The sequence below is a fragment of the Ruegeria sp. HKCCA5426 genome (genome assembly GCF_013034585.1).
GTDB lineage: Bacteria > Pseudomonadota > Alphaproteobacteria > Rhodobacterales > Rhodobacteraceae > Ruegeria.
The window spans coordinates 394,214-419,524 of the sequence record NZ_WQGH01000004.1 but is presented as its reverse complement, the minus strand read 5'-3'; the positions used below and the strand labels follow the sequence as shown (position 1 = coordinate 419,524).

The following is a 25,311-nucleotide window of genomic DNA, read 5'->3' as shown; positions in this document are numbered from 1 at the left end:
CAGATATGATCGACACTCTGGATCTGGAAAAACTGGATACCCGCAACAAGGTCGAGTTGGCCCGGCTGCAGCGCGCTGTCAGGGATGTCGGCTTTCTGTGTGTGTCCAACACGGGCTTGGACAATGCCCGCGTCGAGAGGGTGCTGTCGGAATACCGCGCGTTCTTTCATCTGCCGGAAGCTGAGAAAAGGCGCGTTGACATGGCTACGACCGGCGCAAACCGGGGCTGGGGTGCATCCAGATCCGAGCAGGTTGACCCCAGCGCAAACCCTGATTTCAAAGAGGTGTTTGATTGCGGCTATGAACTGGCGGCTGGCGATCCCTATGCAAACCGGGGGTTGAGCGTCTATGCCCCGAACCTGTGGCCCCAATCGCCGTCAGGGTTTCGGGACACGATCCAAGATTACTATGACGATGCCTGTGCTGTTGCGCTGCGTATCTTGCGCGCTATTGCTGCCGCTTTGGGCCGGGACGCGCACAGCTTTGATACGGCTTTTGAGACACCCATGGCTTTGCTGAGGGGCAATTTCTACCCACAACGCCCCGCGTGGGCTGGCGCGCAGGATTTCGGTATCGGCGCACATACGGACTATGGCTGTCTGACCCTATTGGCCACAGATGGTACGCCGGGTCTTGAGGCGCAATTACCAGATGGTAATTGGGCCGAGGTGCGTGCTGATCCAGGCACCTTTATTATCAATTTCGGGGAAATGTTGGAGTTCTGGACCGAAGGGCAGGTTAAAGCGACGATGCACAGGGTTGTCGGAGGCGCGGAAGAGCGGCTTTCAATTCCGCTGTTTTTCAACCCGTCCTACGACACCAATGTCGCGCCACCGGACTCAGATCAAATTATATCCGCCGGAGAACACCTCACCCGTCGGTTCAATGAAACATACATCCACCTAAAGACGGCGTCTTAACGCTGTGTTGACAGGGTTTCGTCGAACTTAATGGATTCACCACAACCGCAGGCATCGACAACGTTGGGGTTGCGGAACTTGAAACCGGATTCCAACAGCGACACTTCATAGTCAATCTCGGTTCCGAATAGGAACATCTGGGCCATCGGCGCGATCATGACCCGCGCACCGTCCTGTTCAACGACCTCATCATTGACATCGGCTTCGTCGACATAGTCCATCGTGTATTCCATGCCCGCACAACCGCCTTTCTTTACGCCAATACGCAAACCGGCATGTCCGCCAGTATCCATCAGGCGGGCAATCTGCGCAGCAGCTTTAGGCGTCATCGTCACGGCGTTTTTGCCGGGAATGCCGAACATGTTGATCTCCGTTTTCACAGGTTGGTTTCAATTTAATGCTGACTCGACGCAGTCTCAAGTCATAGCAGCCCTGCTTACCTAACTTTTCGAGTCAAGTTTGCGAAATGGGCCTGTATTCATTTGCTTTTGGCAACATGATGGTTTTAGCCTGAACCGTGTTTGAGCAGAGAATTCAGAGGGCACAATCTTATGAACAGTCGATTTAAGAAGACGCAGCGCGGATTGTTTGTTTTATCCGCAACCGCAGCAATTCTAGCCGTTTCGGGCATGTCGATGGCGGATGAGGCAGCTCGTCACCCTGTAAACTGCGCAACCGCCGAAGGTGATCTTCGCGCAATTGCCGCAGAAAAGAAACATGCGCAGGATCAGCAAGTTGAGAGCGCGATTGCGATCACCCCCGCAGGCGCGTTGCTGGGGCTGGTCACCGGAACCGAAAAGAAAAGACTTACAATGTTGTCAGGCGATTACGTCAAACAGTTGGACCAGCGCGCCGACGAGATAAAGACCACTTGCAACATTCAGTGATCGGCGGGATATCGGCCTGGTTGCCCTATTCAACTTAGGCCATTGTAATCACTGGGTTTACATGAAGCCCAGTTCGAGCCGCGCCTCGTCGGACATCATTTCCATGCCCCAGGGCGGCTCCCACGTCAGTTCGACGTCGACCTCTTTGACGCCAGCGACGGGCTCAATAGCCTCAACGATCCAGCCGGGCATTTCACCGGCAACAGGGCAACCCGGAGCCGTCAGTGTCATGATGACCTTGACTGCGTTATCGCTGGTAATGTCGATCGTATAGATCAGGCCCAGATCGTAAATATTTACAGGGATCTCAGGGTCATAGACCGTCCGGCAAGCTTCGACCACTGCGTCATACAGGGGGTGCTCAATGGTTGAAGGCGCGATCAGCGGGGTTCCTTCAAACTGTTCACTCGGATGAGTCATTTTTGCCTCGGGTCTGTTTCCTGAGAATTTATATAGGGAAAGCCACTGGCAGCGTCCAGTGGGGGTGTGGCGCCAAAAAGGGCGCCAGCGCTATTTTTCGTTGATGTCGTGGTTGAAGGTTTTCACCTGTCCTTGGGGCAACGAATACATGCGCCGCAACACAAGCCAGGAAACCAAGGACAACACCGCAAAGATCAGCAGCAAAATAGACAGCGACGGGGCGAAGCCGGGAATTACCAGCAAGATCCCTGTAATTGCAGCACCGATCGCAAAGCCAAGAAAGATGAACCCGGGCAAGACGATCTCTAGGATGCCGAGGGCTAAAGCCCCGGCAAGCCAGATCCACCATGTCAGCCAGAACGGGTCGGCCATCACTTTGCTCCTTTCAGCATTTTGAACGCATCGCCGAATGCTTCAAGTGCGTTGGCGGGCACAACAATCGTTTGCGAACCGGTTCCGTTCCCCAGCGCATTCAGGGCTTCAACTTGTTTCAACGCGACCTGGTACTGGGCGGCTTCGATGCCATTGTCCTGAATGGCCTTGGCAACAACGCCGGTGGCATAAGCTTCGGCCTCGGCCTGAATACGGCGCGCCTTAGCAGTCTGTTCGGCCGCGTAAAGTTCTGCGTCCGCCTGAAGCTCGACCGAGCGTTTCTGACCTTCGGCCTCGGTAACCTGCGCACGGCGCGCACGTTCTGCGTTCAATTGCTGCAACATAGCGTCGCGAGTTGCCTGATCCAGGTTCACATCCAGAATCTCGGCCCGGGTCACTTCGATTCCCCAATCATCCACAGCGGTTTCAACGCTTTCCTGAATGCGAGTGATCAGTTGGGCACGGTTTGATTGCACCTCGTCCAGATCCATTTTACCGATCTCGGCTCGCACGATCCCCGCCACGGTGGTGGCAATCGCACCGTCTACGTCGCGGATACGGTAAACCGTCTTTTCCGGTTCCAGAATGCGATAGAACACCGAGGTGTCGATTTGCACCAGCACGTTGTCCTTGGTGATCGCGTCTTGCGTTGCATTGGGAAGTTGGCGTTCCAGAATGGATATCTTGTGGCGCGCAACATCCAGAAACGGAACGATAAAATTGATACCGGGGCCAAGGACCGAATGCAGTCGGCCAAACCGTTCAACCACGTATTTTTCGGATTGAGGTACGATTTTAATGCCTTTGAAAATAACGACGACAACCAGAACCGCCGCAAGTAAGTAGATTATATTTGATGAAAGCAGTCCAAAAATTTGGTCTTCGGTCATATCTGTCCTCTATTATTGTGTACGATGGTATACATTTGGGGATTGAATCGCACAATTTCAACTCAGGTATGAAGGGAATGCGCATAATTGCATATCTTTGACCTTAACGCTGTGTACCGGATTTTTGGGAATGTGGCTGCTTTGCATCCTGAAAAGGTTGGGTACGGTTGAGGTAAATGTACGAAGGCGACCCCACGGTTGGCGTTTATTCGCCGGGTTTTGTGCGATCCATAAAAACCGGGCTTTGCGCATCGACTTGCCGACGGGTTGCAATACAGCCTCAGATCAGGCAAATGCTGCCCGGTTCAGCGACCCAAAGAGCGATCCAATGACCGAGCGGTTTTCATTCGAGCTAAAGGCCACCGATGGCAAGGCCAGAACGGGCGTCATAAACACGCCGCGTGGCGACGTACGTACACCCGCTTTTATGCCTGTTGGTACTGCGGCCACCGTTAAGGCGATGATGCCGGAAAGCGTGCGTGCGACCGGTGCGGATATATTGCTGGGCAACACCTATCACCTGATGCTTCGCCCAACTGCCGAGCGTATTGATCGGCTGGGTGGCCTGCACAAGTTCATGAACTGGGAACGTCCCATTCTGACGGATTCGGGTGGGTTTCAGGTCATGTCGTTGGCGGGCCTCCGTAAGCTGACCGAAAAGGGCGTGACCTTCAAATCTCATATCGACGGGTCAAAACATGAACTGACGCCAGAAAGGTCGATGGAAATCCAGCGTCTGCTGGGGTCTGACATCGTCATGTGTTTCGATGAATGTCCGGCGCTGCCTGCTGACCGTGATCGGATAGCCGAGTCCATGCGCCTGTCTATGCGTTGGGCCGAGCGGTCGCGCGAGGCTTTTGGTGACCGTCCCGGTCATGCATTGTTCGGTATCCAGCAAGGGGGGCTGGAACAGGACTTTCGCGAGGAATCGGCCGACGCGTTGAAAGAAATCGGGTTCGAAGGTTACGCGGTCGGCGGATTGGCCGTTGGGGAAGGCCAAGAGGCCATGTTCGACGTGCTGGATTTCGCCCCCGATATGCTGCCGGCAGATAAGCCTCGGTATCTTATGGGTGTCGGAAAGCCCGACGATATCGTTGGGGCCGTTGCACGCGGAATTGATATGATGGACTGCGTCCTTCCATCTCGGTCCGGGCGCACGGGGCAGGTGTTCACGCGCTATGGCGTTGTAAACATTAAGAATGCGCGCCACGCCGATGATCCACGCCCATTGGACGAGAATTGCGCGTGCCCGGCCTGTTCCAACTATTCCCGCGCATATCTGCACCACGTGTTCCGGTCGAATGAGATGATTTCGGGAATGCTTTTGACCTGGCATAACCTGCATTATTTTCAGGAAATCATGCGGGGAATGCGTGACGCTATCGCGGCGGGAACCTTTCAGGCGTGGCATTCCGAATTCCACGCGCAGCGCGCGCAAGGCGATATTGAGCCGATTTAATAACGCGGAACCGCCTTCATGAGGTAAAATCCGTGGATATATTGGCGCGACGCCTTGCAGTCCGAAAAACCACGCGTCATTCTGATTGAGACAAATGACGGTGAGGTTGAAAACGGGCGCTGAAGCCCCACCTTAATCGTCCAAACAGGAGACGGTCGGGCGTTGCCTCGATGAGGGACCGGTGCCGTCTTGCCAATGATAAGGATTGAGCATGCAAGAGCCTCTGAATTCCTCGTACCCAGTACTTCCGCTGCGCGACATTGTGGTATTCCCACACATGATCGTGCCGCTGTTCGTGGGTCGGGAAAAATCCGTCCGCGCGCTGGAAGAAGTGATGCAGGACGACAAGCAGATTCTGCTGTCCAGCCAGATTGACCCAAGCGATGATGATCCTTCGGAAGACGGCATCTATCGCTCAGGTGTTTTGGCGAATGTTCTGCAGCTGCTGAAACTGCCTGACGGTACTGTAAAAGTGCTGGTTGAAGGGCAGGCGCGTGTTCAGATCAACGAATTCCTGACGAATGACGAATTCTTTGAAGCCCGCGCGGAATATCTGACCGAAATTCCCGGTGACGTGACCACAACCGAAGCGTTGTTGCGCACCGTTGCCGATGAATTCGAGCGTTACGCGAAGGTACGCAAGAACATCCCAGAAGAAGCCCTTACTGCGGTAGGTGAAACTGCCGAACCGGCGAAGCTGGCTGATCTTGTGTCGGGTCATTTGGGCATCGAGGTTGAACAGAAGCAGGAGTTGCTGGAAACCCTCAGTGTCAGTGAACGGCTTGAGAAGGTCTATGGTCTGATGCAGGGCGAGATGTCGGTTCTGCAGGTCGAGAAAAAGATCAAGACCCGCGTGAAATCTCAGATGGAGAAGACCCAGCGCGAGTACTACCTGAATGAGCAGATGAAGGCCATTCAGAAGGAGCTGGGCGATGGTGAGGACGGCAGCAACGAAGTTGCTGAACTGGAAGCCAAAATCGCCGAGACCAAGCTGTCGAAAGAGGCGCGCGAAAAGGCCGAAGGCGAGCTGAAGAAGCTCAAGAACATGTCGCCCATGTCGGCTGAGGCCACAGTAGTGCGGAATTATCTGGACTGGATCTTGTCTCTGCCGTGGGGCACCAAATCCCGCGTCAAAAAGGACTTGGGCCGTGCGCAGGATATTCTGGATGCCGATCACTATGGCCTTGAGAAGGTCAAGGAACGGATCGTCGAATACCTAGCGGTTCAGCAGCGGTCGAAAAAGCTGAAAGGCCCGATCCTGTGTCTTGTTGGCCCTCCGGGTGTGGGTAAAACCTCGCTTGGTAAGTCGGTTGCCAAAGCCACGGGGCGCGAGTTCATTCGCATCTCGCTGGGTGGTGTGCGCGACGAATCCGAGATTCGAGGTCACCGCCGGACCTATATCGGCTCGATGCCCGGTAAGATCATTCAGGCGCTGAAGAAGGCGAAAACCACGAACCCGCTGATCTTGCTCGATGAAATCGACAAGATGGGGCAGGATTTCCGTGGCGACCCGGCCTCGGCCATGCTTGAAGTGTTGGACCCGGAACAGAACAGCACGTTCATGGACCACTACCTTGAGGTCGAATATGACCTGTCCAACGTGATGTTCCTGACCACCTCGAACAGCTACAATATGCCTGGGCCTCTGTTGGACCGGATGGAGATCATTCCGCTGGCTGGCTATACGGAGGAAGAGAAGTCCGAGATCGCCAAGCAGCACCTGATCAGCAAGCAGGTCAAGAACCACGGTCTAAAGGCCAAGGAATTTGAACTGACTGATGAGGCGTTGCAGTCGATCATCCGCACCTATACTCGCGAGGCGGGCGTGCGGAACCTTGAACGTGAAATTGCCAAGGTTGCTCGGAAATCGCTGACCAAGATCATCAAGAAAGAGGCGGACTCGGTTACCGTGACGCCCGAAAATCTGGATGATTTTCTTGGCGTGCCCAAGTTCCGTTATGGTCTGGCCGAACAGGACGATCAGGTTGGTGTTGTAACCGGTCTGGCCTGGACGTCGGTTGGTGGCGATCTGCTGCACATCGAGGCGCTGAAACTGCCGGGCAAAGGTCGCATGAAGACCACGGGTAAGTTGGGCGATGTGATGAAAGAGTCGATCGACGCCGCTTCGTCTTATGTTCGTTCAATTTCGCCTCAGATCGGGGTCAAGCCGCCGAAATTTGACACGCTTGATATCCACGTTCACGTGCCAGATGGCGCGACGCCCAAGGATGGGCCCTCTGCCGGACTGGCAATGGTGACGTCGATCGTGTCGGTTCTGACCGGTATTCCGGTGCGCAAAGACATCGCCATGACGGGCGAAGTGTCGCTGCGCGGTAACGCAATGCCGATTGGGGGGCTGAAAGAAAAGCTGCTGGCGGCCCTGCGCGGTGGTATCAAGACGGTCCTGATCCCGGAAGAGAATGAGAAAGATCTGGCGGATATTCCGGACAATGTGAAGGAGGGGCTGGAAATCATTCCCGTAACCCACGTGTCCGAAGTTCTGAAACAAGCGCTGGTGCGCGAACCTGAGCCGATCGAATGGGACGAAGCCGCAGAAGAAGCAGCAGCGGCGGCGGCAAAGTCGAAGGATAGTTCAGGGGCGTCTGCAACGACGCACTAAGCTTTGAACTTAATGGATTGGGCGGGGTTTCGACCTCGCCCTTCTTCTTATGCCCGGACGACAAGTCCAAAGGTCTGTTCGCGATCCTAAAAAGGGTAGGTGGTGGGTGATAAGAGATTTGAACTCCTGACATCTTCGATGTGAACGAAGCGCTCTACCACTGAGCTAATCACCCGTAAGGCGGCGTCTTACAGCGAGTCATTAACGTCTGCAAGAGGGGCCAAATGAGATTTGGTGTGTCGTTTGATATCCCCTGGAAGGAAAAGCCCCGAAAGTAATCTCCGGGGCTTTGGTCTTTACAGGCCAGGCAGACCGGGAAGCTTGTCGAAAACTCCACGGCGCCCGAATGTGGTTCCGCGTTCGTTGCCGAAATTCATCCGTACCCCGACACCGATATATGCTTCGTTCGTGTTACCCGAAACGATAGGTGAGGAGATATGAGCAACTCCGAGAATCCCGTAGACCTCGGCGTTGTCACTGGCTGCGTAATTCGCGCCAAGTGCAAACAGATCAAAATCCAAAACGCCGAGAACGTCATTCACCAGATCATAGCTGGCTGTGAATTCCCATTTGTCGTTCAGGTCAGCGGTAACCGATACACCGAACATATTGCCGTCAACGTCCGAAAAATCGCTCAACTGTTGACGTGCGATATAGCCTTCAACCTCGGCTGGTCCTGCGTCGAAGCCAGTTTCCAGACCGTAGAATTCCACATCAAGAGAATCGATGCTTTCCTGCCCATAAAACGCACCGAATGAAGCGTTTTTGCTGGTGTGCCAGTTTGCGTGCAGCGTCCAGTTTGTCGCGTTTTCACCCAAATCCTGAAAGCGGTAGCCGCCCAAGTCCAACTGCACGCTGAATGCACGATTGAATGCCAGCTCGCCAGATCCGTTCAGGTTAAATACATCACCCAGATCGCTGTCTGTGAAAGTTCTGTAACCTAAATCCAGATAGCCACCGGTCACTTCGACTGCGTTGGCATGGTTTGCGGCAATAGTTACAGATAGTGCGCTGAAATGAATAATTTTTTCATTCTTCTGCTCCGTCTTTTTCTTGTTTTCGGTAGCGTCTGATTGAGACTCTTCCGGTGGGCGCTGCTCTAGTCACCTCGGTCTGGAAAGTGTACTGAGTCGATTTGAAATCGTGACGATGTTGCGGGTCGGACACACCTATAGGATGAATGTCGATTTAGGACTTCGCGCTGCCGAGAAATATCAATGTTTACTGTGAAACTTGGTAGGCGCGCTGACCTGAGGGCCAAGAATTTTTTGGAATTCGGAAAAATCTTCAAAACGCCGCTTGACGATGTCCGAGCCTAGCCATAATACACCCCAACGTTCAGCAACGAACGGGCAGTGGGCGGTTGTAGCTCAGTTGGTTAGAGTACCGGCCTGTCACGCCGGGGGTCGCGGGTTCGAGCCCCGTCAACCGCGCCATCGCTGCCAACCTTGGTCCAGGGTATAGGCCATGAAAATAAGTGCGCGGTTGTAGCTCAGTTGGTTAGAGTACCGGCCTGTCACGCCGGGGGTCGCGGGTTCGAGCCCCGTCAACCGCGCCACTTTTCCTCAAAACCTGCCTTTTTTCCGAGCGAAATTCGCCGAGTATCGGCAGTACGTCAGTATGTGTCAGCAGGGATGGGCGATATTCCGTCAGTTCACACTTTGTTCTAATTTTTCTGTTGGAGACTCAGTGCGGCTCGCCTATTTCTAGGACACTTGTGTGTTGGGGGCCGAATATGGCTGAGCTGAAGAATATCGAGGTGCGCGGCGCGCGTGAACATAACCTCAAAAGTATTGATGTGGATATCCCTCGGGATCAGCTTGTGGTGATCACCGGGCTATCCGGTTCGGGCAAGTCATCCTTGGCGTTCGACACCATCTACGCCGAAGGCCAACGGCGCTATGTGGAAAGCCTTTCTGCCTATGCCCGTCAGTTTTTAGACATGATGGAAAAGCCGGATGTGGATCACATCAGCGGTCTTTCCCCGGCGATTTCCATCGAGCAGAAGACGACCTCCAAGAATCCGCGTTCGACCGTGGGAACGGTGACCGAAATTTACGACTACATGCGCCTTCTGTTCGCGCGTGCTGGAACGCCGTACAGCCCCGCAACGGGTTTACCAATCGAAGCGCAGCAGGTTCAGGATATGGTCGACCGTATCATGTCCATGGATGAGGGCACGCGCGGATACCTTCTTGCTCCGATCGTACGAGACCGAAAAGGCGAATATAAGAAAGAGTTCCTTGAACTTCGTAAACAGGGCTTTCAGCGCGTCAAAGTAGACGGAGAGTTCTACGAACTGGATGAGCCACCGACTTTGGATAAGAAGTTTCGGCATGACATTGACGTGGTTGTTGACCGCCTTGTCGTGCGGGAAGGAATGGAAACGCGGCTTGCAGATAGCTTGCGCACCGCGCTGGATTTGGCAGACGGGATTGCGATCTTGGAAACTGCTCCACGTGAGGGCGACCCCGAGCGCATCACCTTTAGCGAAAACTTTGCCTGCCCGGTCAGTGGGTTCACCATCCCCGAGATCGAACCCCGTCTGTTTTCCTTCAACGCGCCTTTCGGTGCATGTCCGGATTGCGACGGGCTGGGTGTTGAACTGTTCTTTGACGAACGCCTTGTGGTGCCCGATCAAACGCTCAAGCTGTATGACGGGGCGCTTGCCCCATGGCGCAAAGGGAAATCCCCGTACTTTCTGCAGACGATTGAAGCCATCGCGCGGCATTATGAGTTCGACAAGAATACCCAGTGGAAAGACTTGCCCAAGAACGTCCAGCAGGTGTTCTTGCGGGGCTCGGGCGATGAGGAAATCCAGTTCCGCTATGATGAGGGTGGGCGCGTCTATCAGGTGACACGCAGCTTTGAAGGTGTGATCCCGAACATGGAGCGCCGTTATCGTGAAACCGACAGCGCATGGATCCGTGAAGAATTCGAGAGGTATCAGAACAACCGGCCGTGCGGGACCTGCGAAGGCTACCGTCTGCGGCCCGAAGCTCTGGCGGTTAAGATCGCGGGTCTGCATGTAGGGCAGGTGGTTCAGATGTCGATCCGTGAGGCCCTGGAATGGGTCGAGGATGCTCCAAACCACCTGAGCGTTCAGAAGAATGAGATCGCGCGGGCCATTCTAAAGGAAATTCGCGAACGCCTTGGGTTTCTGAATAACGTGGGATTGGAATACCTTACGCTGTCGCGCTCAAGTGGAACGCTTTCGGGTGGGGAAAGTCAGCGCATCCGGTTGGCCAGCCAGATCGGGTCGGGTCTGACTGGGGTGCTTTATGTCTTGGATGAACCCTCAATCGGCTTGCACCAGCGCGACAATGATCGGCTGCTCGGAACTTTGAAAAACCTTCGGGATCAAGGCAACACCGTCATTGTTGTCGAGCATGATGAAGAAGCCATACGCGAAGCTGATTATGTATTCGACATCGGCCCCGGCGCCGGTGTGCATGGTGGACAGGTCGTGAGCCAGGGTACGCCGTCTGAAATTGCGGCAGATGCGGCCTCGATGACGGGGCAGTATCTGGCCGGAACGCGGGAAATCTCGGTTCCCGCAAAGCGCCGCAAGGGCAACAAGAAGAAAGTCACCGTTGTCAAAGCGACGGGAAACAATCTCAAGAATGTCACGGCGGAATTCCCGTTAGGCAAGTTCGTTTGTGTGACCGGAGTTTCGGGCGGCGGCAAGTCCACCCTGACAATTGAGACATTGTTCAAAACGGCGTCGATGCGCCTGAACGGGGCGCGGCAAACACCAGCGCCCTGTGAGACGATCAAAGGGTTGGAGCATCTGGACAAGGTCATCGACATCGACCAACGGCCCATTGGGCGGACTCCGCGTTCGAATCCAGCGACTTACACCGGGGCCTTCACCCCAATCCGCGACTGGTTTGCCGGTTTGCCCGAGGCCAAGGCACGCGGTTATAAGCCCGGTCGCTTCAGCTTTAACGTCAAGGGCGGCCGGTGCGAAGCGTGTCAGGGCGACGGCGTCATCAAGATTGAGATGCACTTTCTGCCCGATGTCTATGTCACCTGCGAAACCTGCAAAGGCGCGCGCTACAACCGCGAGACACTTGAGATCAAATTCAAGGGTAAGTCCATCGCGGATGTCCTTGATATGACAGTGGAAGATGCGCAGGGGTTCTTTAAAGCCGTGCCCTCGATCCGCGACAAGATGGATGCGCTGGCCCGCGTCGGACTGGGTTATATCAAGGTCGGCCAACAGGCAACGACACTATCTGGCGGCGAAGCGCAGCGGGTAAAACTGTCGAAAGAGTTGTCGAAACGCTCAACCGGTCGGACGCTTTATATTCTGGACGAACCGACGACGGGCCTGCATTTCGAAGACGTGCGCAAGCTGCTCGAAGTGCTTCATGAGCTGGTCGAGCAGGGTAACACCGTGGTCGTCATCGAACATAATCTGGATGTCGTGAAAACGGCGGATCACATCATTGATATTGGCCCCGAAGGCGGTGACGGGGGAGGTGAAATCGTTGCCACAGGAACGCCAGAAGACGTCGCCGATGTGGCGCGCAGCCACACAGGGAGGTATTTGAAACAGATGCTGGATGGGGCACGCGTCGCGGCAGAGTGATGGTGGTGATAACCGACGGTCAGTACAGAATGTCCGCCACCGCCCCGATCAGGTTCAGAACCTTTCGCGTTTCCGGATCAACGCGGTAAACGTAGTCTCCGGCGCGGATATACGATCCGCCACGATTCAGGCCATAGCGGTACGGATCATTAATCCAACGGTAGTCGCGATCAATGTAGTCACCTGTTCGGTAGTATTTTTTCGCTTGCCCGGGCGGCACACACGGCACGGCTTTCTTCGCAAGCCCCGGAGGGCAATGGCCTGCTTTGCCCTTTGCAAGCACCACCGGGGAATTCGGGACGCGAAATACTTTGTCGTTTGCCCGATTGTTGTCATTGGCCGCGAATACAGCCGTTGAGCTGCACGCGATAGCCGATGTCAGGAAAAGAACCTTAAAATGCCGCAGCATCTGTGTCACCTATGCTCGATTTCTCTGTCACATAGTTGGCCCTTGGCAATTTTCAGGTCAACCCGATGGGCAATAAGCTGCCAAGGGTGATCCGTTATTCCCGCCCCCGCTTTTCGAAGCGTGGTAGCATGGCCGAGAAATCCTTGCCTAAACCATCTTCGACCTCAACAAAACGTTCGTACAGTGAAGTTGCGGCTTGTCCCATCGGCGTGTCAGCATCCGAACTTTCGGCGGCCTGTTGGCTAAGGCGCAAATCTTTCAACATAAGCTCTGCCGCGAAGCCGGGTTGATAGTCATTGTCTGCAGGGCTGGCTGGGCCTACACCCGGAGCTGGACAATAGGCGTTCATTGTCCAGCTATAACCGGACGAGGTGCTGACCACATCGAACATCTTTTGTCGGTCCAGCCCCAGCTTGTCAGCCAGGGCGAATGCTTCGCATGTTGCGATCATGGTGACGCCAAGGATCATGTTGTTGCAGATCTTCGCTGCTTGCCCGGCCCCGGATTCGCCGCAATGGACTGCTTTTTGGCCCATGATGTCAAACAATGGCGCGGCTTTTGCAAAGGCTGCATCACTGCCGCCCGCCATGAACGTCAAGGTTCCTGCAGCGGCCCCGCCAATACCGCCCGAGACCGGGGCGTCAACGGCCAAGATTCCGGCCTTGGCAGCCTGTGATGCGACGGCGCGGGCGCTGTCTACGTCGACGGTTGAACAATCAATCCAAACCGATCCTTCGGACATGGATGGAATGATGTCTTCGGCGACGGCACGCAGGATTTGACCGTTGGGCAGCATCGTAATCACGATTTCAGCGCCCGAAGCCGCGTCCGCGCTGGAACTGGCCATCTCGACACCCGGAACGCTTACATTCGCGGTATCGAACCCGGTTACGGCATGACCAGCTTTCGCCAAATTGGCCGCCATCGGATTTCCCATATTCCCAAGACCAATAAATCCGATTTTCATCCGTTACTCCTCTTCGAATGTCAGGGTGTCCGCACCGAGCGGCCGAAGCATGTTCGATACCTCCACAGCCGGAACAATTTGATCCTTATGGCGCCAGCGCGGCTTGCGGTCTTTATCGATGATCTGGGCGCGAATACCTTCCAGAAAATCACCGCTCTCCATTGCGCGGAAGGTAAAGCGATATTCATGCTCCAATGCTTTGCGGATCGACAGGTTTGAACTGCGCAAACGGTGAAGCATTTCAATGGTACAGGCCATCGACAAGGGTGAACTACGTTGCATCATCTTCATGGCGCTTGCTGAAAACTCATCCTCTGAATGATGCAGAGTGTTCAGAATATCCGCCAGGCCTTCCCCCCCGAATCCAGTGTCGATCTCAGACTGAGCGATGGTTAAGCTACCGTCCGGCGGTATCTGCGCATGGTTCGCCAGATGCGCGACATCGCCGGATGCTTCCAAAAGCTGGATGATGTCGGGCCATTGGGACGAGGGTATGAAAGTATTTGCGAACCCTGCATAAATTGCGTCGCCGGGCCCCATGCGGTAGCCGGTCGTTCCCAGATATTCGCCTAGACGACCCGGCGCCAACGCCAACATAAGCGAGCTTCCAACGTCAGGGATCAGACCGATGCCGCATTCAGGCAACGCGATCTGGCTGGATTCGCAAACAATTCTGTGGCTGCCGTGGCATCCAATTCCGACCCCGCCACCCATCGTGAAACCTTGTAGAAAGCTGACAACTGGCTTCGGGTATTCAAAGATCAGCGCGTTAAGCCGGTATTCATCCCGCCAGAACGTTCGTCCATAGTCGAAATCGCCCTTTGTGCCTGTTTCATACAGTTCGGCAATATCGCCACCTGCACAGAATGCCTTTTCCCCCACCGCATCCAAAATGACTAAATCGACGGCGTCATCCTCGCGCCAATTTCGCATCGCTGCGTCAATAGCCATGCACATGTCGTAGCTGAGCGCATTAAGCGCCTGCGGCCGGGTCAATGTAATGCGTCCAGCGCGGCCTTCGGTACGGATTTCGATGTCTGACATTCGGACCTCAGCGTTGGGCCAGCATTTGGCGCGAAACGATGACGCGCATGATCTCGTTTGTGCCTTCCAGAATCTGATGAACACGCAGGTCGCGGACAAGCTTTTCGATCCCGTAGTCAGCAAGATAGCCATAACCGCCATGAAGCTGCAGACATTGGTCCACGACTTTTGACCCGGTTTCTGTCACGAATTTCTTCGCCATGGCGCAAAATTTTGTCGCGTCGGGCGCGCCTTGGTCCAGCTTCCACGCGGCCTGACGCAGGAAGGTGCGGGCGGCTTGCAGTTCAATCTCCATATCGGCAAGACGAAACTGTAGGGCCTGAAACTGATCAATAGATTGCCCAAAGGCTTTGCGCTCGGACATATATTGCAAGGTCATGTTCAACCCGGTTTGCGCTGCGCCCAGAGAACACGAGGCAATGTTAAGGCGCCCACCATCCAGCCCCATCATGGCATATTTGAACCCGTCACCTTCGGCACCGACAAGGTTCCCAGCCGGAATCTTGCAATCGTCAAACTGAACCTGCGCGGTGGGTTGGCTTTTCCATCCCATTTTTTGTTCCAGCGCACCAAAGCTAAGGCCGGGCGTTCCGTCTTCGACATAGACAGTCGAGATGCCCTTTGGTCCGTCTTCGCCCGTGCGAACCATGCAAACATAAGCATCGGAATAGCCACCGCCCGAGATGAAAGCTTTGGTTCCGTTCAGAGTGTAGCCTTCGTTCGTACGCGCCGCCCGGGTCTTAAGCGCCGCGGCGTCCGAGCCCGAACCCGGTTCTGTCAGGCAATAGCTGAGTACGGTGTTCAGGCTTAGAACCTCTGGCATGATGCGCGACTTCAACTCATCGCTCGCAAAGCTGTCCAGCATCTTGGCGCACATGTTGTGGATCGACAAAAAGGCCGCGACTGAGGGGCAGGCCATGGACAGCGCCTCGAAAACCAAGGTGGCGTCCAATCGGCTGAGGCCCGATCCACCACCGTCTTCTGAAACATATAGCGCTCCGAACCCCAGTTCGCCGATCCGGGGCCACAGGTCCTTGGGGATCGTTCCGTCGGCCTCCCATTGGCGCGCGTAAGGGGCGATGTTTTCCTGGCCAAAATCATAGGCCATATCGAAGATCGCTGTTTGCTCTTCGGTCATTGCGAAATCCATGGCTTGCCTCCCACGCCGTCGGATGAATTGAACAAGTGTTTATTTCCGAATTCTTACAGAAATTTTTCATGGTCAGCAATTCCCCAGCAGGGTACCGGCGGTTCGGGATTAAGCCGCCGAATTCCTAGTCAGAGATCCGCGTGGTATTCCTCTATCAGGTGTTTGACGACGGCCTTTCCGGGATCTTCGTCCCGGGCTGTGGCTTCTGCATAAACGCGACGTTGGCGGGTGGCCGATGTGCCGTTCTGAGCGATTTGCTGTAGGCGGGCCAGTTCGGTCATGGTCCCCAAGGCCTCGGCGTCTTCGGCAAGTAATCCCATCAACTCCCCCATGAGTTCGGGCATCGGTTTGATGGAACGATCGCCAAAATCTATCATCCCCTCACCAACGCCGTAACGCTGCGCGCGCCACCGGTTTTCTCCGATGAGAAAACGGTCGTATTGACGCCACCGCAGGTTGCGATCCTTTAATCGGCACAGCATACGCGTCAGGGCTTGCACCATCGCAGCCAGGGACAAGGCGTGTTCCAAGCGTGGCTGAACGTCCATTATCCGGGTCTCGAGCGTTGGAAAACGATGGGACGGTCGCAAGTCCCACCAGATTTTCGAGGTGTCTTCGATGACACCCAGCTCGACCAGTATCCCGGTCGTCCGTTCATAATCCGCCCAGCTTGCCAGCACTGGTGGAAGACCCGTGCGGGGTAGGTTATCGAAAACGGTCAGGCGATAGGACGACAGGCCGGTATCCTCGCCGTTCCAATAGGGCGAGGACGTGGACAGGGCCAAAAGGTGCGGCAGAAAGTATGACAACTGAGGCATCAGGTCGGCCCGCAAAGCCGGGTCCTCGACGCCGACATGGACATGCATCCCACAGATGAGCATACGGCGCGCGACACCGCCCAGCGCGTGATGCAGGGCATCATACCTGTCTTTTCGTGTGTGATGCTGTTTCTTCCAATCCGCAAATGGATGACAAGATACCGCAATGGGCGCCAGATTGTAGTCTGCGGCACGGCTTGCGACGCAGCTACGCAGCCGCTTTAGGTCTTCTCGGGCTGAACCGATCGTTGTGTGGGGGCGGGTGCCGACCTCAATTTGACATTGCAGGAATTCCGGGCTGACTTGCCCTTCAAAATCCGCCTGACACGCTTCCATAAGGGCTTCGGGTGCTTCGGCAAGTTCAAGACTGTCACGGTCAACCAGCAGATATTCTTCCTCGATGCCCAGTGTGAATTCCTGCTGCATGGCGGCCCTCATGGTTGATTATCGGACCAGTGAATACGGAATTTGGATTTTTGCCAAGTGTTTACCCGCGCGGTGCTTGCGGACTGCCTGTCTCCAAATGTAAGGACAGGATCAAATGAAATCCAAACCCGGAGTCTTCGATTGAAACCCAGGAAATTCCCTCGGCTGAATACGGTGCTTGACCGGTTTGGAGTAAAACTGATCGACAAGTTGACAGAGCGCGAGGAGCGCGCCCGTCTTGAGGCGTTTGAACGGGCAGGGGGGCTGGCCCGCCCGGCCTATGCGCTTTCTCCTGGGATGGATAGGTTCGACATCACGCAGTTGGCCGACGAATATCGCCAGCACGCAGCCGCACTGGACGCCTTGAAAGACCCCGCGCGCAATCAAACCGGGTATCTCGTTGGAAACGGGTATTACGACAGCCCAGACGCAGACGCGCTGTATCTCATGATCCGCAGGTTTCAGCCCAAACGGGTGATCGAGGTCGGGTGCGGAAATTCGACACGCGTTACACGTCAGGCGATCATTGACGCAGGGCTGGACACGCAGATAACCGCGATCGACCCGTTTCCGCGTGCAGACATCGCGCACGTGGTGGATCAGTTCGAGCAAAAACGGCTGGAAGATGTCGATCCATCGGTATTCGATCAGCTTGAATCCGGTGACGTATTGTTCATCGACTCCAGCCATGTTGTCCGTATGAGCAACGACGTCGCGCATTTGTTCTGTCGGATCATTCCGAACCTGAAACCCGGCGTCGTCATCCACGTGCACGATGTTTTTCTGCCTTACGAATATCCCAAGCGTTTCTTCTATGATTGTCCGGGTTGGGGCGAGCAGTATATGCTGCACACCCTGTTGCAATCTGACGCCTTTTCAATGCTTTGGCCGGGATATTACCTGCAACAGAATCGTCTGGATGCGGTGGAAGCCCTGCCTTTTCTAAAGGACGGTCGGGCGCAAAGTATTTGGGTGCAGATAAAAGAAAATTGACCTCATTGTGATCCGGCTTCCGCAAAGGCGCGTACCCCTTTCCATACAACGCTGGAGAGGAGTTAACAGCCATGTTCCGCCGCACATTCATGGGCGCAGCCGCCGCAATCGCACTGACACTGCCAGTAAAGGCTCAGGCCGCTGACATCGTGGACACCGCAGTTTCTGCCGGGTCATTCAATACGCTGGTCGCAGCCGTTCAAGCCGCCGGTCTCGTCGACACGCTGAAAGGGAACGGACCTTACACAGTTTTCGCGCCGACCGACGAAGCGTTTGCCGCTCTGCCCGAAGGCACCGTGGAAACTTTGCTGCTGCCTGAAAACAAGGATCAACTTGTCGAGATTCTGACTTACCATGTTGTTCCCGCCAAGGTGATGTCGGGTGATATTGCCGGGAAGCGCGCCAAGGTTTTGACCGTTCAGGGCGATCGTTTGAGCGTGAATGCCAAGAACGGCGTCAAAGTGAATGGTGCAGAGGTCGTACAAGCCGACATCGAAGCAAGCAACGGCGTCATTCATGTTGTGGACGCGGTGATCCTGCCTGAGTAATCACTCATCAGAAAAAAAGCCCCGGTCCTTGTGACCGGGGCTTTGTTGTCAGATCAGTCGAACTTGGGTTCCGACTTTAACCAGAGGATACAACTCCTCAACATGCTGGTTATACAGACCGATACACCCAGACGAACTTTGGCGTCCGATCTTACGCGTGTCGTGTGTTCCGTGAACCAGATACGCCGGCCAGCCCAAATACATCGCGCGGGTGCCCAATGGATTACCGGGGTCTCCGCCCTCCATTCTAACGGGCAACGAGGGATCGCGTTCGCGCATTGACGCGGTTGGTGTCCAACTTGGGTTTTCCCGCTTGCGTACCACTTCGGTATATCCGCGCTTGGTCAGTTCTTCGCTCATGGGAACGGAACTTGGGTACAGTTTATAGGTTCCATCCGGACCCCAGTAGTGGACCGCGCGGCTGGTAATATCGGCCAGCAGACACCCAACCCCCAACTGGTCAAAGTGATCCTGCCAGTTCTGTTGCGAGAACGAGGATACATTGCGGCGTACAGGCAACTGTGTGCTGATCGCATCTTCTGTTTGCGGGAATGCATCCGTGCTTTGCGCGCGCACCAAAGCAGGTGTTGCCAGCAAGGACGCTGCACCCAACAAAGCTGTGCGGCGGGTCATACGGGGGTTTGACAATGTTGCCTCCGGATCAGGAACTGCTCGAACAAATTTGAGGTAAAATATTGCTGACGGCACGGATTTGCCAGTGGTGTCAGTTTGAACTTATCGTGAGTTCGCCAAAAACTTGGATTTCGGCAGAGCTTTGCCGAAAAAACCCGGCCAATACAGGCCGGGTTTGGTGTTCATGGGGGAGGCTTTTAATCAGTCCATGGCTTTGAAGTTAAACTCGCCACCTTCCTTGATACCCGAGGGCCAGCGGGCCGTAACGGTCTTGGTGCGGGTATAGAACTTAAAGCTGTCAGGGCCGTGCTGGTTCAGGTCACCGAACATGGACTTCTTCCAGCCGCCAAAGGTGTGATAGGCCAGCGGAACAGGGATCGGTACATTGACGCCAACCATGCCGATATTCACGCGGCTTGAAAAGTCGCGTGCGGTGTCACCATCACGGGTAAAGATCGCGGTGCCGTTGCCGTATTCATGGTCCATCGCCAGCTTCAGCGCTTCCTCATAAGAACCGGCGCGGACGGTGGACAGGACAGGACCGAAGATCTCCTGCTTGTAGATATCCATTTCAGGTGTCACGTGGTCGAACAGGTGAGGACCGACAAAGAAACCGTCCTCATAGCCTTGCAGGCTGAAATCGCGGTTATCGACGACCAGTTTTGCACCCTGTTCCACGCCCGAGTTGATCAGACCCAAAATGCGTTCTTTCGCGGCGGCTGTAACAACGGGGCCCATGTCCACGTCATCACCCGCAGTATAGGGGCCAACTTTGAGTTTTTCGATGCGCGGGATCAGCTTTTCGATCAACGCGTCGGCTGCTTCTTCCCCTACAGGAACCGCAACCGAAATCGCCATGCAGCGTTCGCCCGCAGCGCCAAATCCCGCACCGACCAGCGCATCGGCGGCCTGATCCATGTCTGCATCCGGCATCACGATCATGTGGTTCTTGGCACCGCCAAAGCACTGAGCACGTTTGCCGTTCGCCGTGGCGCGGGAATAGATGTACTGTGCAATCGGGGTCGAGCCCACGAAAGACACGCCCTGAATAATTTCGCTGTCCAGCAGGGTATCGACTGCCTCTTTATCGCCATTCACGACCTGAAAGACGCCTTTGGGCAGACCTGCCTCGATGAACAGTTCGGCCAGCATCAGCGGAACCGAGGGGTCACGTTCGGACGGTTTCAAAACGACCGCGTTACCACAGGCCAAAGCAGGGCCCACATGCCATAGAGGCATCATCGCCGGGAAGTTGAACGGCATGATCGAGGCCACAACACCCAACGGTTGACGCATCGAATACATGTCGATGCCTGGACCCGCGCTGTCCGTGAACTCACCCTTCAACATCTGAGGCGCGCCGATGCAGTACTCGATCACTTCCAGCCCGCGTTGAAGGTCACCCTTGGCGTCCGGGATGGTTTTGCCGTGTTCACGGCTGAGTGCCTCGGCCAGTTTATCCATGTCGCGGTTCATCAGGTGAACCATTGCCATCATAACACGCGCACGCTTCTGAGGGTTTGTCGCGCCCCAAGCAGGTTGCGCAGCCGCGGCACTTTCGATCGCAGCGGTGGTTTCAGCAGCGCTTGCCATGGGGCATTTGTACTGAACTTCGCCTGTTGCCGGATTGAACACATCGTCGAAGCGACCAGACGTGCCAGCGACATTCTCGCCATTGATAAAGTGGGACAGTTCGGACATTTCCATTTCCTCCGATAGATTTGCGGGCAGAATAGGCTTGCATAAATCGCGTGAACAGAGGCAATCTCCCAAAGGTGCTTTGCAAAAATGCAATAGGATAAAACGTGACGCCAAACTGGGATGATATGCGTGTATTTCTTGCGGTTGCCCGTGAGGAAAGTCTGACGGCGGCTGGACGTTTGCTCAAAATTGATCCCGCTACGGTCGGGCGCAGGATCGGGCGGCTTGAAATGTCACTGGACACACCGCTTTTTTCAAAGTCCCCGCAGGGATATTTGCTGACCACCGCCGGTGAGCGCCTTCTGGAATACGGGCTGAAGGCGGAAGAGGCCATGCGTGCTGCGTCTGGTGCGTTGGCTGGATCGTCCAAGACGATGAGCGGCCAAATTCGGATCGGGGCACCTGATGGATGCGCCAATTATCTTTTGCCGCAGGTTTGCGCGAAGATCTGCGAAGCCAATCCTGAACTGGATATACAAATCCTGGCCTTACCGCGCGTCATAAACCTGTCACGCCGTGAAGCGGACATGGCGGTGACGGTAAGCGCGCCGACAGCGGGGAAGTTGCTGGTTCAGAAGATCACGGACTATAGGTTACATCTGGTTGCAACGCAGGATTACCTGCACGCTCACCCCACAATCAACTCAGTCGAGGCTTTGAGTGGGCACAGGCTGATCGGTTACATCCCGGACATGATCTTTGATCGCGAACTGGATTATCTGGTCGATATCGGTGTTGACCGTGTCGCGCTTGCATCGAATTCGGTTTCGGTTCAACTGAGGCAAGTCTCGCTGGGCTCAGGTATTTGCATGGCGCATGACTTTACCCTGCCGTTCCATCCATGTTTGCAGAAAATACTGACGGATCAGGTAAGTCTGACCCGAAGTTTTCACCTTGTCCGCCATCAGGGGGACCAACGAAATGAACGATTGAACCGTTTTGCGCAGGCCCTGACGCTTGGTATTCGCGAAGAGGTTGAGCGGCTTGAGGCCGAAGCTTCACCTTGACAGGTTTAGACATTCCGGCAACGCTTTGTAAAACAGGAAGTTATTTCGGAGGTAATCTATATGCTTGTACAGACCATTCTGAAATCCAAGGCCACCGAGGGGGTCGTTACTGTTACCCCCGATATCACCGTGTCCGAGGCTTCGAAAATACTAGCGGAAAAACGGATCGGTACGGTCGTGGTGTCTGTGGATGGTGGGGAAACAGCATCCGGTATCCTTTCTGAACGTGACATCGTACGGGAATTGGCCGCAAGCGGCAGTGGTTGTCTGAATCGGTCCGTCAGCGCCTATATGACAAGCGATCTGGAAACCGCAACGCGGCAGGACAGTGTGCAAGATGTTCTTCAACGCATGACGACCGGCCGCTTTCGCCACATGCCGGTTGTGGAAGACGGACAGTTGATTGGAATTGTCACCCTGGGCGATGTCGTCAAAGCGCAATTGTCAGAACTTGCAATGGAAAAGGAAGCGCTGGAAACGATGATCATGGGGCATTAATCACCCCTCAAACCTTACTTCCTATTGCACCTGCGGCAGAGTTATGTTTGCTTGCGCAGAAATTTTGTTGCGCAGGAGGCCGCGATGAGGGTTGGATTGTATCCCGGAACTTTTGATCCGATCACTTTGGGTCATATCGACATCATTCGCCGCGCTTCCGCGCTTGTCGACAAGCTGGTGATTGGCGTCGCAATCAATCGGGACAAAGGCCCCTTGTTCACCCTGGAAGAACGCGTCGCCATGATCGAGGCGGAATGCGCACTTCTGACGGAGCAAACGGGTACTGAAATCATTGCACATCCCTTTGAAAACCTTCTGATCGACTGCGCCCGCGATGTCGGCGCGCAGATTATCGTGCGTGGTTTGCGCGCGGTTGCCGACTTTGAGTATGAATTTCAAATGGTTGGCATGAATCGTGCATTGGATAATTCGGTGGAAACCGTTTTCCTGATGGCCGAAGCACGTCACCAGGCGATCGCGTCGAAACTGGTTAAAGAAATCGCCCGGCTGGACGGGGACGTATCGAAATTCGTCACACCCCGCGTCAATACAGCATTGAAAGCGCGCTTAGGATAACGCACCCATCGCCGCTGCGGTATCCAGCATCCGGTTCGAGAATCCCCATTCATTGTCATACCAGGCCAACACCCGGACCAGAGTACCGTCGGTGACCTTTGTCTCGGGCAGGGACACGGTTGAGCTGTGGGAATCGTGGTTAAAATCGACCGAGATAAGCGGGCGTTGTTCGGCCGCCAATACGCCGGGGATTTTAGCCGCCGCTTCGACAAACAAGGCGTTGACCTCGTCTTCTGTGGTCGCACGCGAGACTTCGGCCACCAGATCAACGACCGAGACATTCGGCGTCGGCACACGGATGGCTTGACCGGTCAGTTTGCCTTGCAACTGCGGCAATACAAGACCAACTGCGGATGCAGCACCGGTTGTTGTCGGGATCATCGACAGAGCCGACGCGCGTGATAGATAGGGGTCCTTGCCCGCGGAATCGTGCACCGGCTGACTGGCGGTATAGGCATGAACCGTCGTCATGTTGCCATGGACAATGCCAAGGCCCGCATCCAAAGCGGCAGCGACTGGTGACAGGCAGTTTGTGGTGCACGAGGCGTTTGAAACGATGGTGTCCTGCGCCGTCAGTTCGTGGTCGTTTACGCCAAATACGACTGTTTTAACGCCACCGTCTCCACGTGCCGGGGCCGAGATCAGAACCTTTTTCGACCCGTTCTCCAGATGGCGGGCGGCTGCCTCGCGCGTGCGGAACACGCCGGTACATTCCAGGACAACGTCCACATCGGGCCAGTCAAGAGTCTCAGGGTCCCGCTCGCCGGTCAGTCGGATAGGGCCTGCACCGACATCCATACCGGCATCCGACAGGGTTACGGGTTTGGAATAGCGGCCATGGACACTGTCAAACTCGAACAGATGCGCATTCATTTCCGGTTTTGCCAGATCGTTGATGGCGACGATTTCAACATCGGTCCGGCCATTTTCCATAACAGCCCGCAACACGTTGCGTCCGATGCGTCCAAATCCATTGATTGCCAGTTTGAGTGTCATGGTTTGCTCCGTCCGTGTATCGGCCATGTTCTAGTTAGCGCTAACAACGTCAGAACGACGAAAAAGTCAAGCAAAACCTCTGTCATCGCCAGAAGGCGATCCAATCCAGAAAGGCATAGAATTTCTTGCCGAGGAACACGAAATGTTCGGGTCCAAACAGGGCAAAGTCCAGAAAAGCGCCGCCCAGAAGCAATAGACCCAGCCAGATTGCGATTTGATTGGTCATTTGGGCCCCGAACGAAAACACCCGCCCAGATAACCTGAGCGGGTAAATATGTTCAAGATTTCAACGACGTCTTAGTTAAGACGCCCCATCGCAACAGCGACGTCGGCCATACGCACCGAGAAGGCCCATTCGTTGTCGTACCACGCCAGCACACGGACCATGCGGTCATTGACGACGCGAGTCTGTTCCGGCGCGAAGATCGAGCTTTCTTCGGTATGGTTGAAGTCGGTCGAAACCAGCGGCGCGGGCTCATAGCCCAGCACGCGCTGCATATGACCTTGCGAGGCTTCGCGGACGATGGCGTTCACTTCGTCCACGCTTACGTCACGCGCCGCGCGGAAGGTCAGGTCTACGGCAGAAACATTCGGCGTCGGAACACGGATGGCTGATCCATCCAGACGCCCCTTTAAGTTCGGCAGCACTTCACCCAGCGCCTTGGCCGCGCCGGTCGAGGTCGGGATCATCGACATAGCAGCGGCACGGGCGCGGTACAGGTCGCTGTGGCGACGGTCTAGTGTGGGCTGGTCGCCGGTATAGGCGTGGATCGTGGTCATAATGCCATGCTCGATCCCGATGCCTTCGTCCAGAACCTTGGCAAGCGGGGCAAGGCAGTTCGTGGTGCAAGAACCATTCGAGACCATCTTGTCTTCTGCGGCCAGGTTGTTGTGGTTCACGCCATACACGATGGTTTTGTCGACATTCTTGCCAGGCGCGGACAACAGAACCTTTTGCGCGCCGCGCTCAAGGTGAGTCTTTGCCTTCAGGCCGTCGTTGAACTTGCCGGTGCATTCAAGAACGACGTCGCAGCCTTCCCAGTCCAGTTCGTTCATATCGTAGGTCGAGAACATCTGCATCGGACCACGGCCCAAATCCATCGTATTGCCGTTGATGGCAACATCACGAGGGAACCGGCCATGGACGCTGTCGTACTTCAGCAGGTGCGCAGTGGTTTCCAGCGGGCCGGTCGCGTTGACCTTGATCACTTCGATGTCGTTGCGGGCCGATGCCGCGATATGCGACAGGGTGCAGCGGCCGATACGGCCAAAACCATTGATGCCGACCTTGATGGTCATCTGACGTCTCCAAAATGCGCTTGCGTTGCAGGCGATATAGCGGCCCGAACGCGTTCCCAAAAGAGTAAAAGTGACATATTCTGA

25 protein-coding genes and 3 tRNA genes are annotated in these 25,311 nt (G+C 55.3%); 12 read left to right on the top strand and 16 right to left on the bottom strand.

The window, feature by feature from the left end; genetic code table 11:
- The first annotated feature begins 5 nt into the window (after nt 1-5).
- On the top strand, nt 6-920 hold the full coding sequence (locus GOV87_RS09320; RefSeq protein ID WP_171211564.1) for an isopenicillin N synthase family oxygenase: 915 nt from the start codon (nt 6-8) through the stop codon (nt 918-920).
- On the opposite strand, the gene GOV87_RS09315 is transcribed toward GOV87_RS09320, so the two are convergent.
- Nucleotides 917-1,282, bottom strand: coding sequence for an iron-sulfur cluster assembly accessory protein (locus GOV87_RS09315; RefSeq protein ID WP_171125231.1), 366 nt, complete (start codon nt 1,280-1,282; stop codon nt 917-919). The two genes, GOV87_RS09320 and GOV87_RS09315, sit on opposite strands and share 4 nt — an antisense overlap.
- 189 nt (nt 1,283-1,471) lie before the next feature.
- Here GOV87_RS09315 and GOV87_RS09310 point away from each other — a divergent pair, with 189 nt between their 5' ends.
- Nucleotides 1,472-1,807, top strand: a complete 336-nt coding sequence (locus GOV87_RS09310) for a hypothetical protein (protein WP_254429111.1) — start codon at nt 1,472-1,474, stop codon at nt 1,805-1,807.
- Between the two features lie 57 nt (nt 1,808-1,864).
- Here the strand turns inward: GOV87_RS09310 and GOV87_RS09305 are convergent, their stop codons facing one another.
- From GOV87_RS09305 to GOV87_RS09295, 3 genes are all read right to left on the bottom strand, one after another.
- Nucleotides 1,865-2,227: an SUF system Fe-S cluster assembly protein gene (locus GOV87_RS09305; RefSeq protein ID WP_171121316.1), complete on the bottom strand. Its 363-nt coding sequence runs from the start codon at nt 2,225-2,227 to the stop codon at nt 1,865-1,867.
- A 90-nt stretch (nt 2,228-2,317) separates the two neighbouring features.
- Entirely contained in the window at nt 2,318-2,599 is a 282-nt protein-coding gene (locus GOV87_RS09300) for an NfeD family protein (RefSeq protein ID WP_171211563.1), read from the bottom strand.
- Entirely contained in the window at nt 2,599-3,489 is an 891-nt protein-coding gene (locus GOV87_RS09295) for an SPFH domain-containing protein (protein ID WP_171121318.1), read from the bottom strand. The genes GOV87_RS09300 and GOV87_RS09295 overlap by 1 nt, the downstream gene beginning before the upstream one ends.
- 328 nt (nt 3,490-3,817) lie before the next feature.
- Here GOV87_RS09295 and tgt point away from each other — a divergent pair, with 328 nt between their 5' ends.
- Both tgt and lon read left to right on the top strand, forming a co-directional pair.
- On the top strand, nt 3,818-4,948 hold the full coding sequence (gene tgt / locus GOV87_RS09290; protein ID WP_171211562.1) for a tRNA guanosine(34) transglycosylase Tgt: 1,131 nt from the start codon (nt 3,818-3,820) through the stop codon (nt 4,946-4,948).
- A gap of 211 nt (nt 4,949-5,159) precedes the next feature.
- Nucleotides 5,160-7,568 carry an endopeptidase La gene (gene lon, locus GOV87_RS09285; protein WP_171211561.1) on the top strand — a complete coding sequence of 803 codons (2,409 nt, stop codon included), beginning with the start codon at nt 5,160-5,162 and terminating at the stop codon, nt 7,566-7,568.
- Between the two features lie 100 nt (nt 7,569-7,668).
- Here lon and GOV87_RS09280 read toward each other — a convergent pair.
- Together GOV87_RS09280 and GOV87_RS09275 are read right to left on the bottom strand one after the other, a co-directional pair.
- Nucleotides 7,669-7,743: transfer RNA gene (locus tag GOV87_RS09280), tRNA-Val, on the bottom strand.
- Nucleotides 7,744-7,864: 121 nt separating this feature from the next.
- On the bottom strand, nt 7,865-8,533 hold the full coding sequence (locus tag GOV87_RS09275) for a porin (protein ID WP_171211560.1): 669 nt from the start codon (nt 8,531-8,533) through the stop codon (nt 7,865-7,867).
- 394 nt (nt 8,534-8,927) lie between these two features.
- Between GOV87_RS09275 and GOV87_RS09270 the strand changes: the two genes are divergently transcribed.
- From GOV87_RS09270 to uvrA, 3 genes are all read left to right on the top strand, one after another.
- Nucleotides 8,928-9,004: transfer RNA gene (locus tag GOV87_RS09270), tRNA-Asp, on the top strand.
- Between the two features lie 45 nt (nt 9,005-9,049).
- Nucleotides 9,050-9,126, top strand: a tRNA-Asp gene (locus GOV87_RS09265).
- A 177-nt stretch (nt 9,127-9,303) separates the two neighbouring features.
- On the top strand, nt 9,304-12,162 hold the full coding sequence (gene uvrA / locus GOV87_RS09260; RefSeq protein WP_171211559.1) for an excinuclease ABC subunit UvrA: 2,859 nt from the start codon (nt 9,304-9,306) through the stop codon (nt 12,160-12,162).
- A 19-nt stretch (nt 12,163-12,181) separates the two neighbouring features.
- Here uvrA and GOV87_RS09255 read toward each other — a convergent pair whose 3' ends face one another.
- The 5 genes from GOV87_RS09255 to GOV87_RS09235 all read right to left on the bottom strand — a co-directional run bounded on the left by GOV87_RS09255 (nt 12,182) and on the right by GOV87_RS09235 (nt 16,976).
- Nucleotides 12,182-12,571, bottom strand: coding sequence for a hypothetical protein (locus GOV87_RS09255; RefSeq protein WP_254447336.1), 390 nt, complete (start codon nt 12,569-12,571; stop codon nt 12,182-12,184).
- A gap of 94 nt (nt 12,572-12,665) precedes the next feature.
- Nucleotides 12,666-13,538 (bottom strand): 3-hydroxyisobutyrate dehydrogenase, encoded by an 873-nt coding sequence (mmsB, locus tag GOV87_RS09250; RefSeq protein WP_171121323.1) that lies wholly within the window; start codon nt 13,536-13,538, stop codon nt 12,666-12,668.
- Nucleotides 13,539-13,541: 3 nt separating this feature from the next.
- Entirely contained in the window at nt 13,542-14,582 is a 1,041-nt protein-coding gene (locus GOV87_RS09245; RefSeq protein WP_171211558.1) for an enoyl-CoA hydratase/isomerase family protein, read from the bottom strand.
- Nucleotides 14,583-14,589: 7 nt separating this feature from the next.
- A complete protein-coding gene (locus GOV87_RS09240; RefSeq protein WP_171125217.1) occupies nt 14,590-15,732 on the bottom strand; it encodes an acyl-CoA dehydrogenase family protein in 1,143 nt (380 codons plus the stop codon).
- Nucleotides 15,733-15,860: 128 nt separating this feature from the next.
- A complete protein-coding gene (locus GOV87_RS09235; protein ID WP_171211557.1) occupies nt 15,861-16,976 on the bottom strand; it encodes a carboxylate-amine ligase in 1,116 nt (371 codons plus the stop codon).
- 141 nt (nt 16,977-17,117) lie between these two features.
- On the opposite strand from GOV87_RS09235, the gene GOV87_RS09230 reads away from it, so the two are divergent.
- A complete protein-coding gene (locus GOV87_RS09230) occupies nt 17,118-17,969 on the top strand; it encodes a class I SAM-dependent methyltransferase (RefSeq protein WP_171211556.1) in 852 nt (283 codons plus the stop codon).
- A 71-nt stretch (nt 17,970-18,040) separates the two neighbouring features.
- Nucleotides 18,041-18,517: a fasciclin domain-containing protein gene (locus GOV87_RS09225; RefSeq protein WP_170485513.1), complete on the top strand. Its 477-nt coding sequence runs from the start codon at nt 18,041-18,043 to the stop codon at nt 18,515-18,517.
- A 48-nt stretch (nt 18,518-18,565) separates the two neighbouring features.
- Here GOV87_RS09225 and GOV87_RS09220 read toward each other — a convergent pair whose 3' ends face one another.
- Together GOV87_RS09220 and GOV87_RS09215 are read right to left on the bottom strand one after the other, a co-directional pair.
- Entirely contained in the window at nt 18,566-19,150 is a 585-nt protein-coding gene (locus tag GOV87_RS09220) for a L,D-transpeptidase (protein WP_171121705.1), read from the bottom strand.
- A 201-nt stretch (nt 19,151-19,351) separates the two neighbouring features.
- Nucleotides 19,352-20,851 (bottom strand): CoA-acylating methylmalonate-semialdehyde dehydrogenase, encoded by a 1,500-nt coding sequence (locus GOV87_RS09215; protein ID WP_171121329.1) that lies wholly within the window; start codon nt 20,849-20,851, stop codon nt 19,352-19,354.
- 104 nt (nt 20,852-20,955) lie between these two features.
- Between GOV87_RS09215 and GOV87_RS09210 the strand changes: the two genes are divergently transcribed.
- The 3 genes from GOV87_RS09210 (at nt 20,956) to coaD (ending at nt 22,932) form a co-directional block, all read left to right on the top strand.
- The gene (locus tag GOV87_RS09210) at nt 20,956-21,858 is read left to right on the top strand and encodes a LysR family transcriptional regulator (protein ID WP_171211555.1); all 903 of its coding nucleotides are present in this window, start codon (nt 20,956-20,958) and stop codon (nt 21,856-21,858) included.
- Nucleotides 21,859-21,918: 60 nt separating this feature from the next.
- Complete coding sequence (locus GOV87_RS09205; protein WP_171121331.1) at nt 21,919-22,356, top strand: CBS domain-containing protein; 438 nt, start codon at nt 21,919-21,921, stop codon at nt 22,354-22,356.
- Nucleotides 22,357-22,440: 84 nt separating this feature from the next.
- Nucleotides 22,441-22,932 carry a pantetheine-phosphate adenylyltransferase gene (gene coaD / locus GOV87_RS09200; RefSeq protein WP_171125207.1) on the top strand — a complete coding sequence of 164 codons (492 nt, stop codon included), beginning with the start codon at nt 22,441-22,443 and terminating at the stop codon, nt 22,930-22,932.
- Here the strand turns inward: coaD and gap (GOV87_RS09195) are convergent.
- The 3 genes from gap (GOV87_RS09195) to gap (GOV87_RS09185) all read right to left on the bottom strand — a co-directional run bounded on the left by gap (GOV87_RS09195) (nt 22,924) and on the right by gap (GOV87_RS09185) (nt 25,227).
- On the bottom strand, nt 22,924-23,928 hold the full coding sequence (gap, locus tag GOV87_RS09195; RefSeq protein ID WP_171211554.1) for a type I glyceraldehyde-3-phosphate dehydrogenase: 1,005 nt from the start codon (nt 23,926-23,928) through the stop codon (nt 22,924-22,926). The genes coaD and gap (GOV87_RS09195) overlap by 9 nt on opposite strands.
- 82 nt (nt 23,929-24,010) lie before the next feature.
- Nucleotides 24,011-24,154: a hypothetical protein gene (locus GOV87_RS09190; RefSeq protein WP_171125203.1), complete on the bottom strand. Its 144-nt coding sequence runs from the start codon at nt 24,152-24,154 to the stop codon at nt 24,011-24,013.
- Nucleotides 24,155-24,225: 71 nt separating this feature from the next.
- Nucleotides 24,226-25,227, bottom strand: a complete 1,002-nt coding sequence (gap, locus tag GOV87_RS09185; RefSeq protein ID WP_171211553.1) for a type I glyceraldehyde-3-phosphate dehydrogenase — start codon at nt 25,225-25,227, stop codon at nt 24,226-24,228.
- Nucleotides 25,228-25,311: the final 84 nt, after the last annotated feature.

Coding starts and splice junctions, on each gene's coding strand:
- GOV87_RS09320 (WP_171211564.1), top strand. CDS start 6: ATGATCGACACTCTGGATCTGGAAAAACTGGATACCCGCAACAAGGTC.
- GOV87_RS09315 (WP_171125231.1), bottom strand. CDS start 1,282: ATGTTCGGCATTCCCGGCAAAAACGCCGTGACGATGACGCCTAAAGCT.
- GOV87_RS09310 (WP_254429111.1), top strand. CDS start 1,472: ATGAACAGTCGATTTAAGAAGACGCAGCGCGGATTGTTTGTTTTATCC.
- GOV87_RS09305 (WP_171121316.1), bottom strand. CDS start 2,227: ATGACTCATCCGAGTGAACAGTTTGAAGGAACCCCGCTGATCGCGCCT.
- GOV87_RS09300 (WP_171211563.1), bottom strand. CDS start 2,599: ATGGCCGACCCGTTCTGGCTGACATGGTGGATCTGGCTTGCCGGGGCT.
- GOV87_RS09295 (WP_171121318.1), bottom strand. CDS start 3,489: ATGACCGAAGACCAAATTTTTGGACTGCTTTCATCAAATATAATCTAC.
- tgt (WP_171211562.1), top strand. CDS start 3,818: ATGACCGAGCGGTTTTCATTCGAGCTAAAGGCCACCGATGGCAAGGCC.
- lon (WP_171211561.1), top strand. CDS start 5,160: ATGCAAGAGCCTCTGAATTCCTCGTACCCAGTACTTCCGCTGCGCGAC.
- uvrA (WP_171211559.1), top strand. CDS start 9,304: ATGGCTGAGCTGAAGAATATCGAGGTGCGCGGCGCGCGTGAACATAAC.
- GOV87_RS09255 (WP_254447336.1), bottom strand. CDS start 12,571: ATGCTGCGGCATTTTAAGGTTCTTTTCCTGACATCGGCTATCGCGTGC.
- mmsB (WP_171121323.1), bottom strand. CDS start 13,538: ATGAAAATCGGATTTATTGGTCTTGGGAATATGGGAAATCCGATGGCG.
- GOV87_RS09245 (WP_171211558.1), bottom strand. CDS start 14,582: ATGTCAGACATCGAAATCCGTACCGAAGGCCGCGCTGGACGCATTACA.
- GOV87_RS09240 (WP_171125217.1), bottom strand. CDS start 15,732: ATGGATTTCGCAATGACCGAAGAGCAAACAGCGATCTTCGATATGGCC.
- GOV87_RS09235 (WP_171211557.1), bottom strand. CDS start 16,976: ATGCAGCAGGAATTCACACTGGGCATCGAGGAAGAATATCTGCTGGTT.
- GOV87_RS09225 (WP_170485513.1), top strand. CDS start 18,041: ATGTTCCGCCGCACATTCATGGGCGCAGCCGCCGCAATCGCACTGACA.
- GOV87_RS09220 (WP_171121705.1), bottom strand. CDS start 19,150: ATGACCCGCCGCACAGCTTTGTTGGGTGCAGCGTCCTTGCTGGCAACA.
- GOV87_RS09215 (WP_171121329.1), bottom strand. CDS start 20,851: ATGTCCGAACTGTCCCACTTTATCAATGGCGAGAATGTCGCTGGCACG.
- GOV87_RS09205 (WP_171121331.1), top strand. CDS start 21,919: ATGCTTGTACAGACCATTCTGAAATCCAAGGCCACCGAGGGGGTCGTT.
- coaD (WP_171125207.1), top strand. CDS start 22,441: ATGAGGGTTGGATTGTATCCCGGAACTTTTGATCCGATCACTTTGGGT.
- gap (WP_171211554.1), bottom strand. CDS start 23,928: ATGACACTCAAACTGGCAATCAATGGATTTGGACGCATCGGACGCAAC.
- GOV87_RS09190 (WP_171125203.1), bottom strand. CDS start 24,154: ATGACCAATCAAATCGCAATCTGGCTGGGTCTATTGCTTCTGGGCGGC.
- gap (WP_171211553.1), bottom strand. CDS start 25,227: ATGACCATCAAGGTCGGCATCAATGGTTTTGGCCGTATCGGCCGCTGC.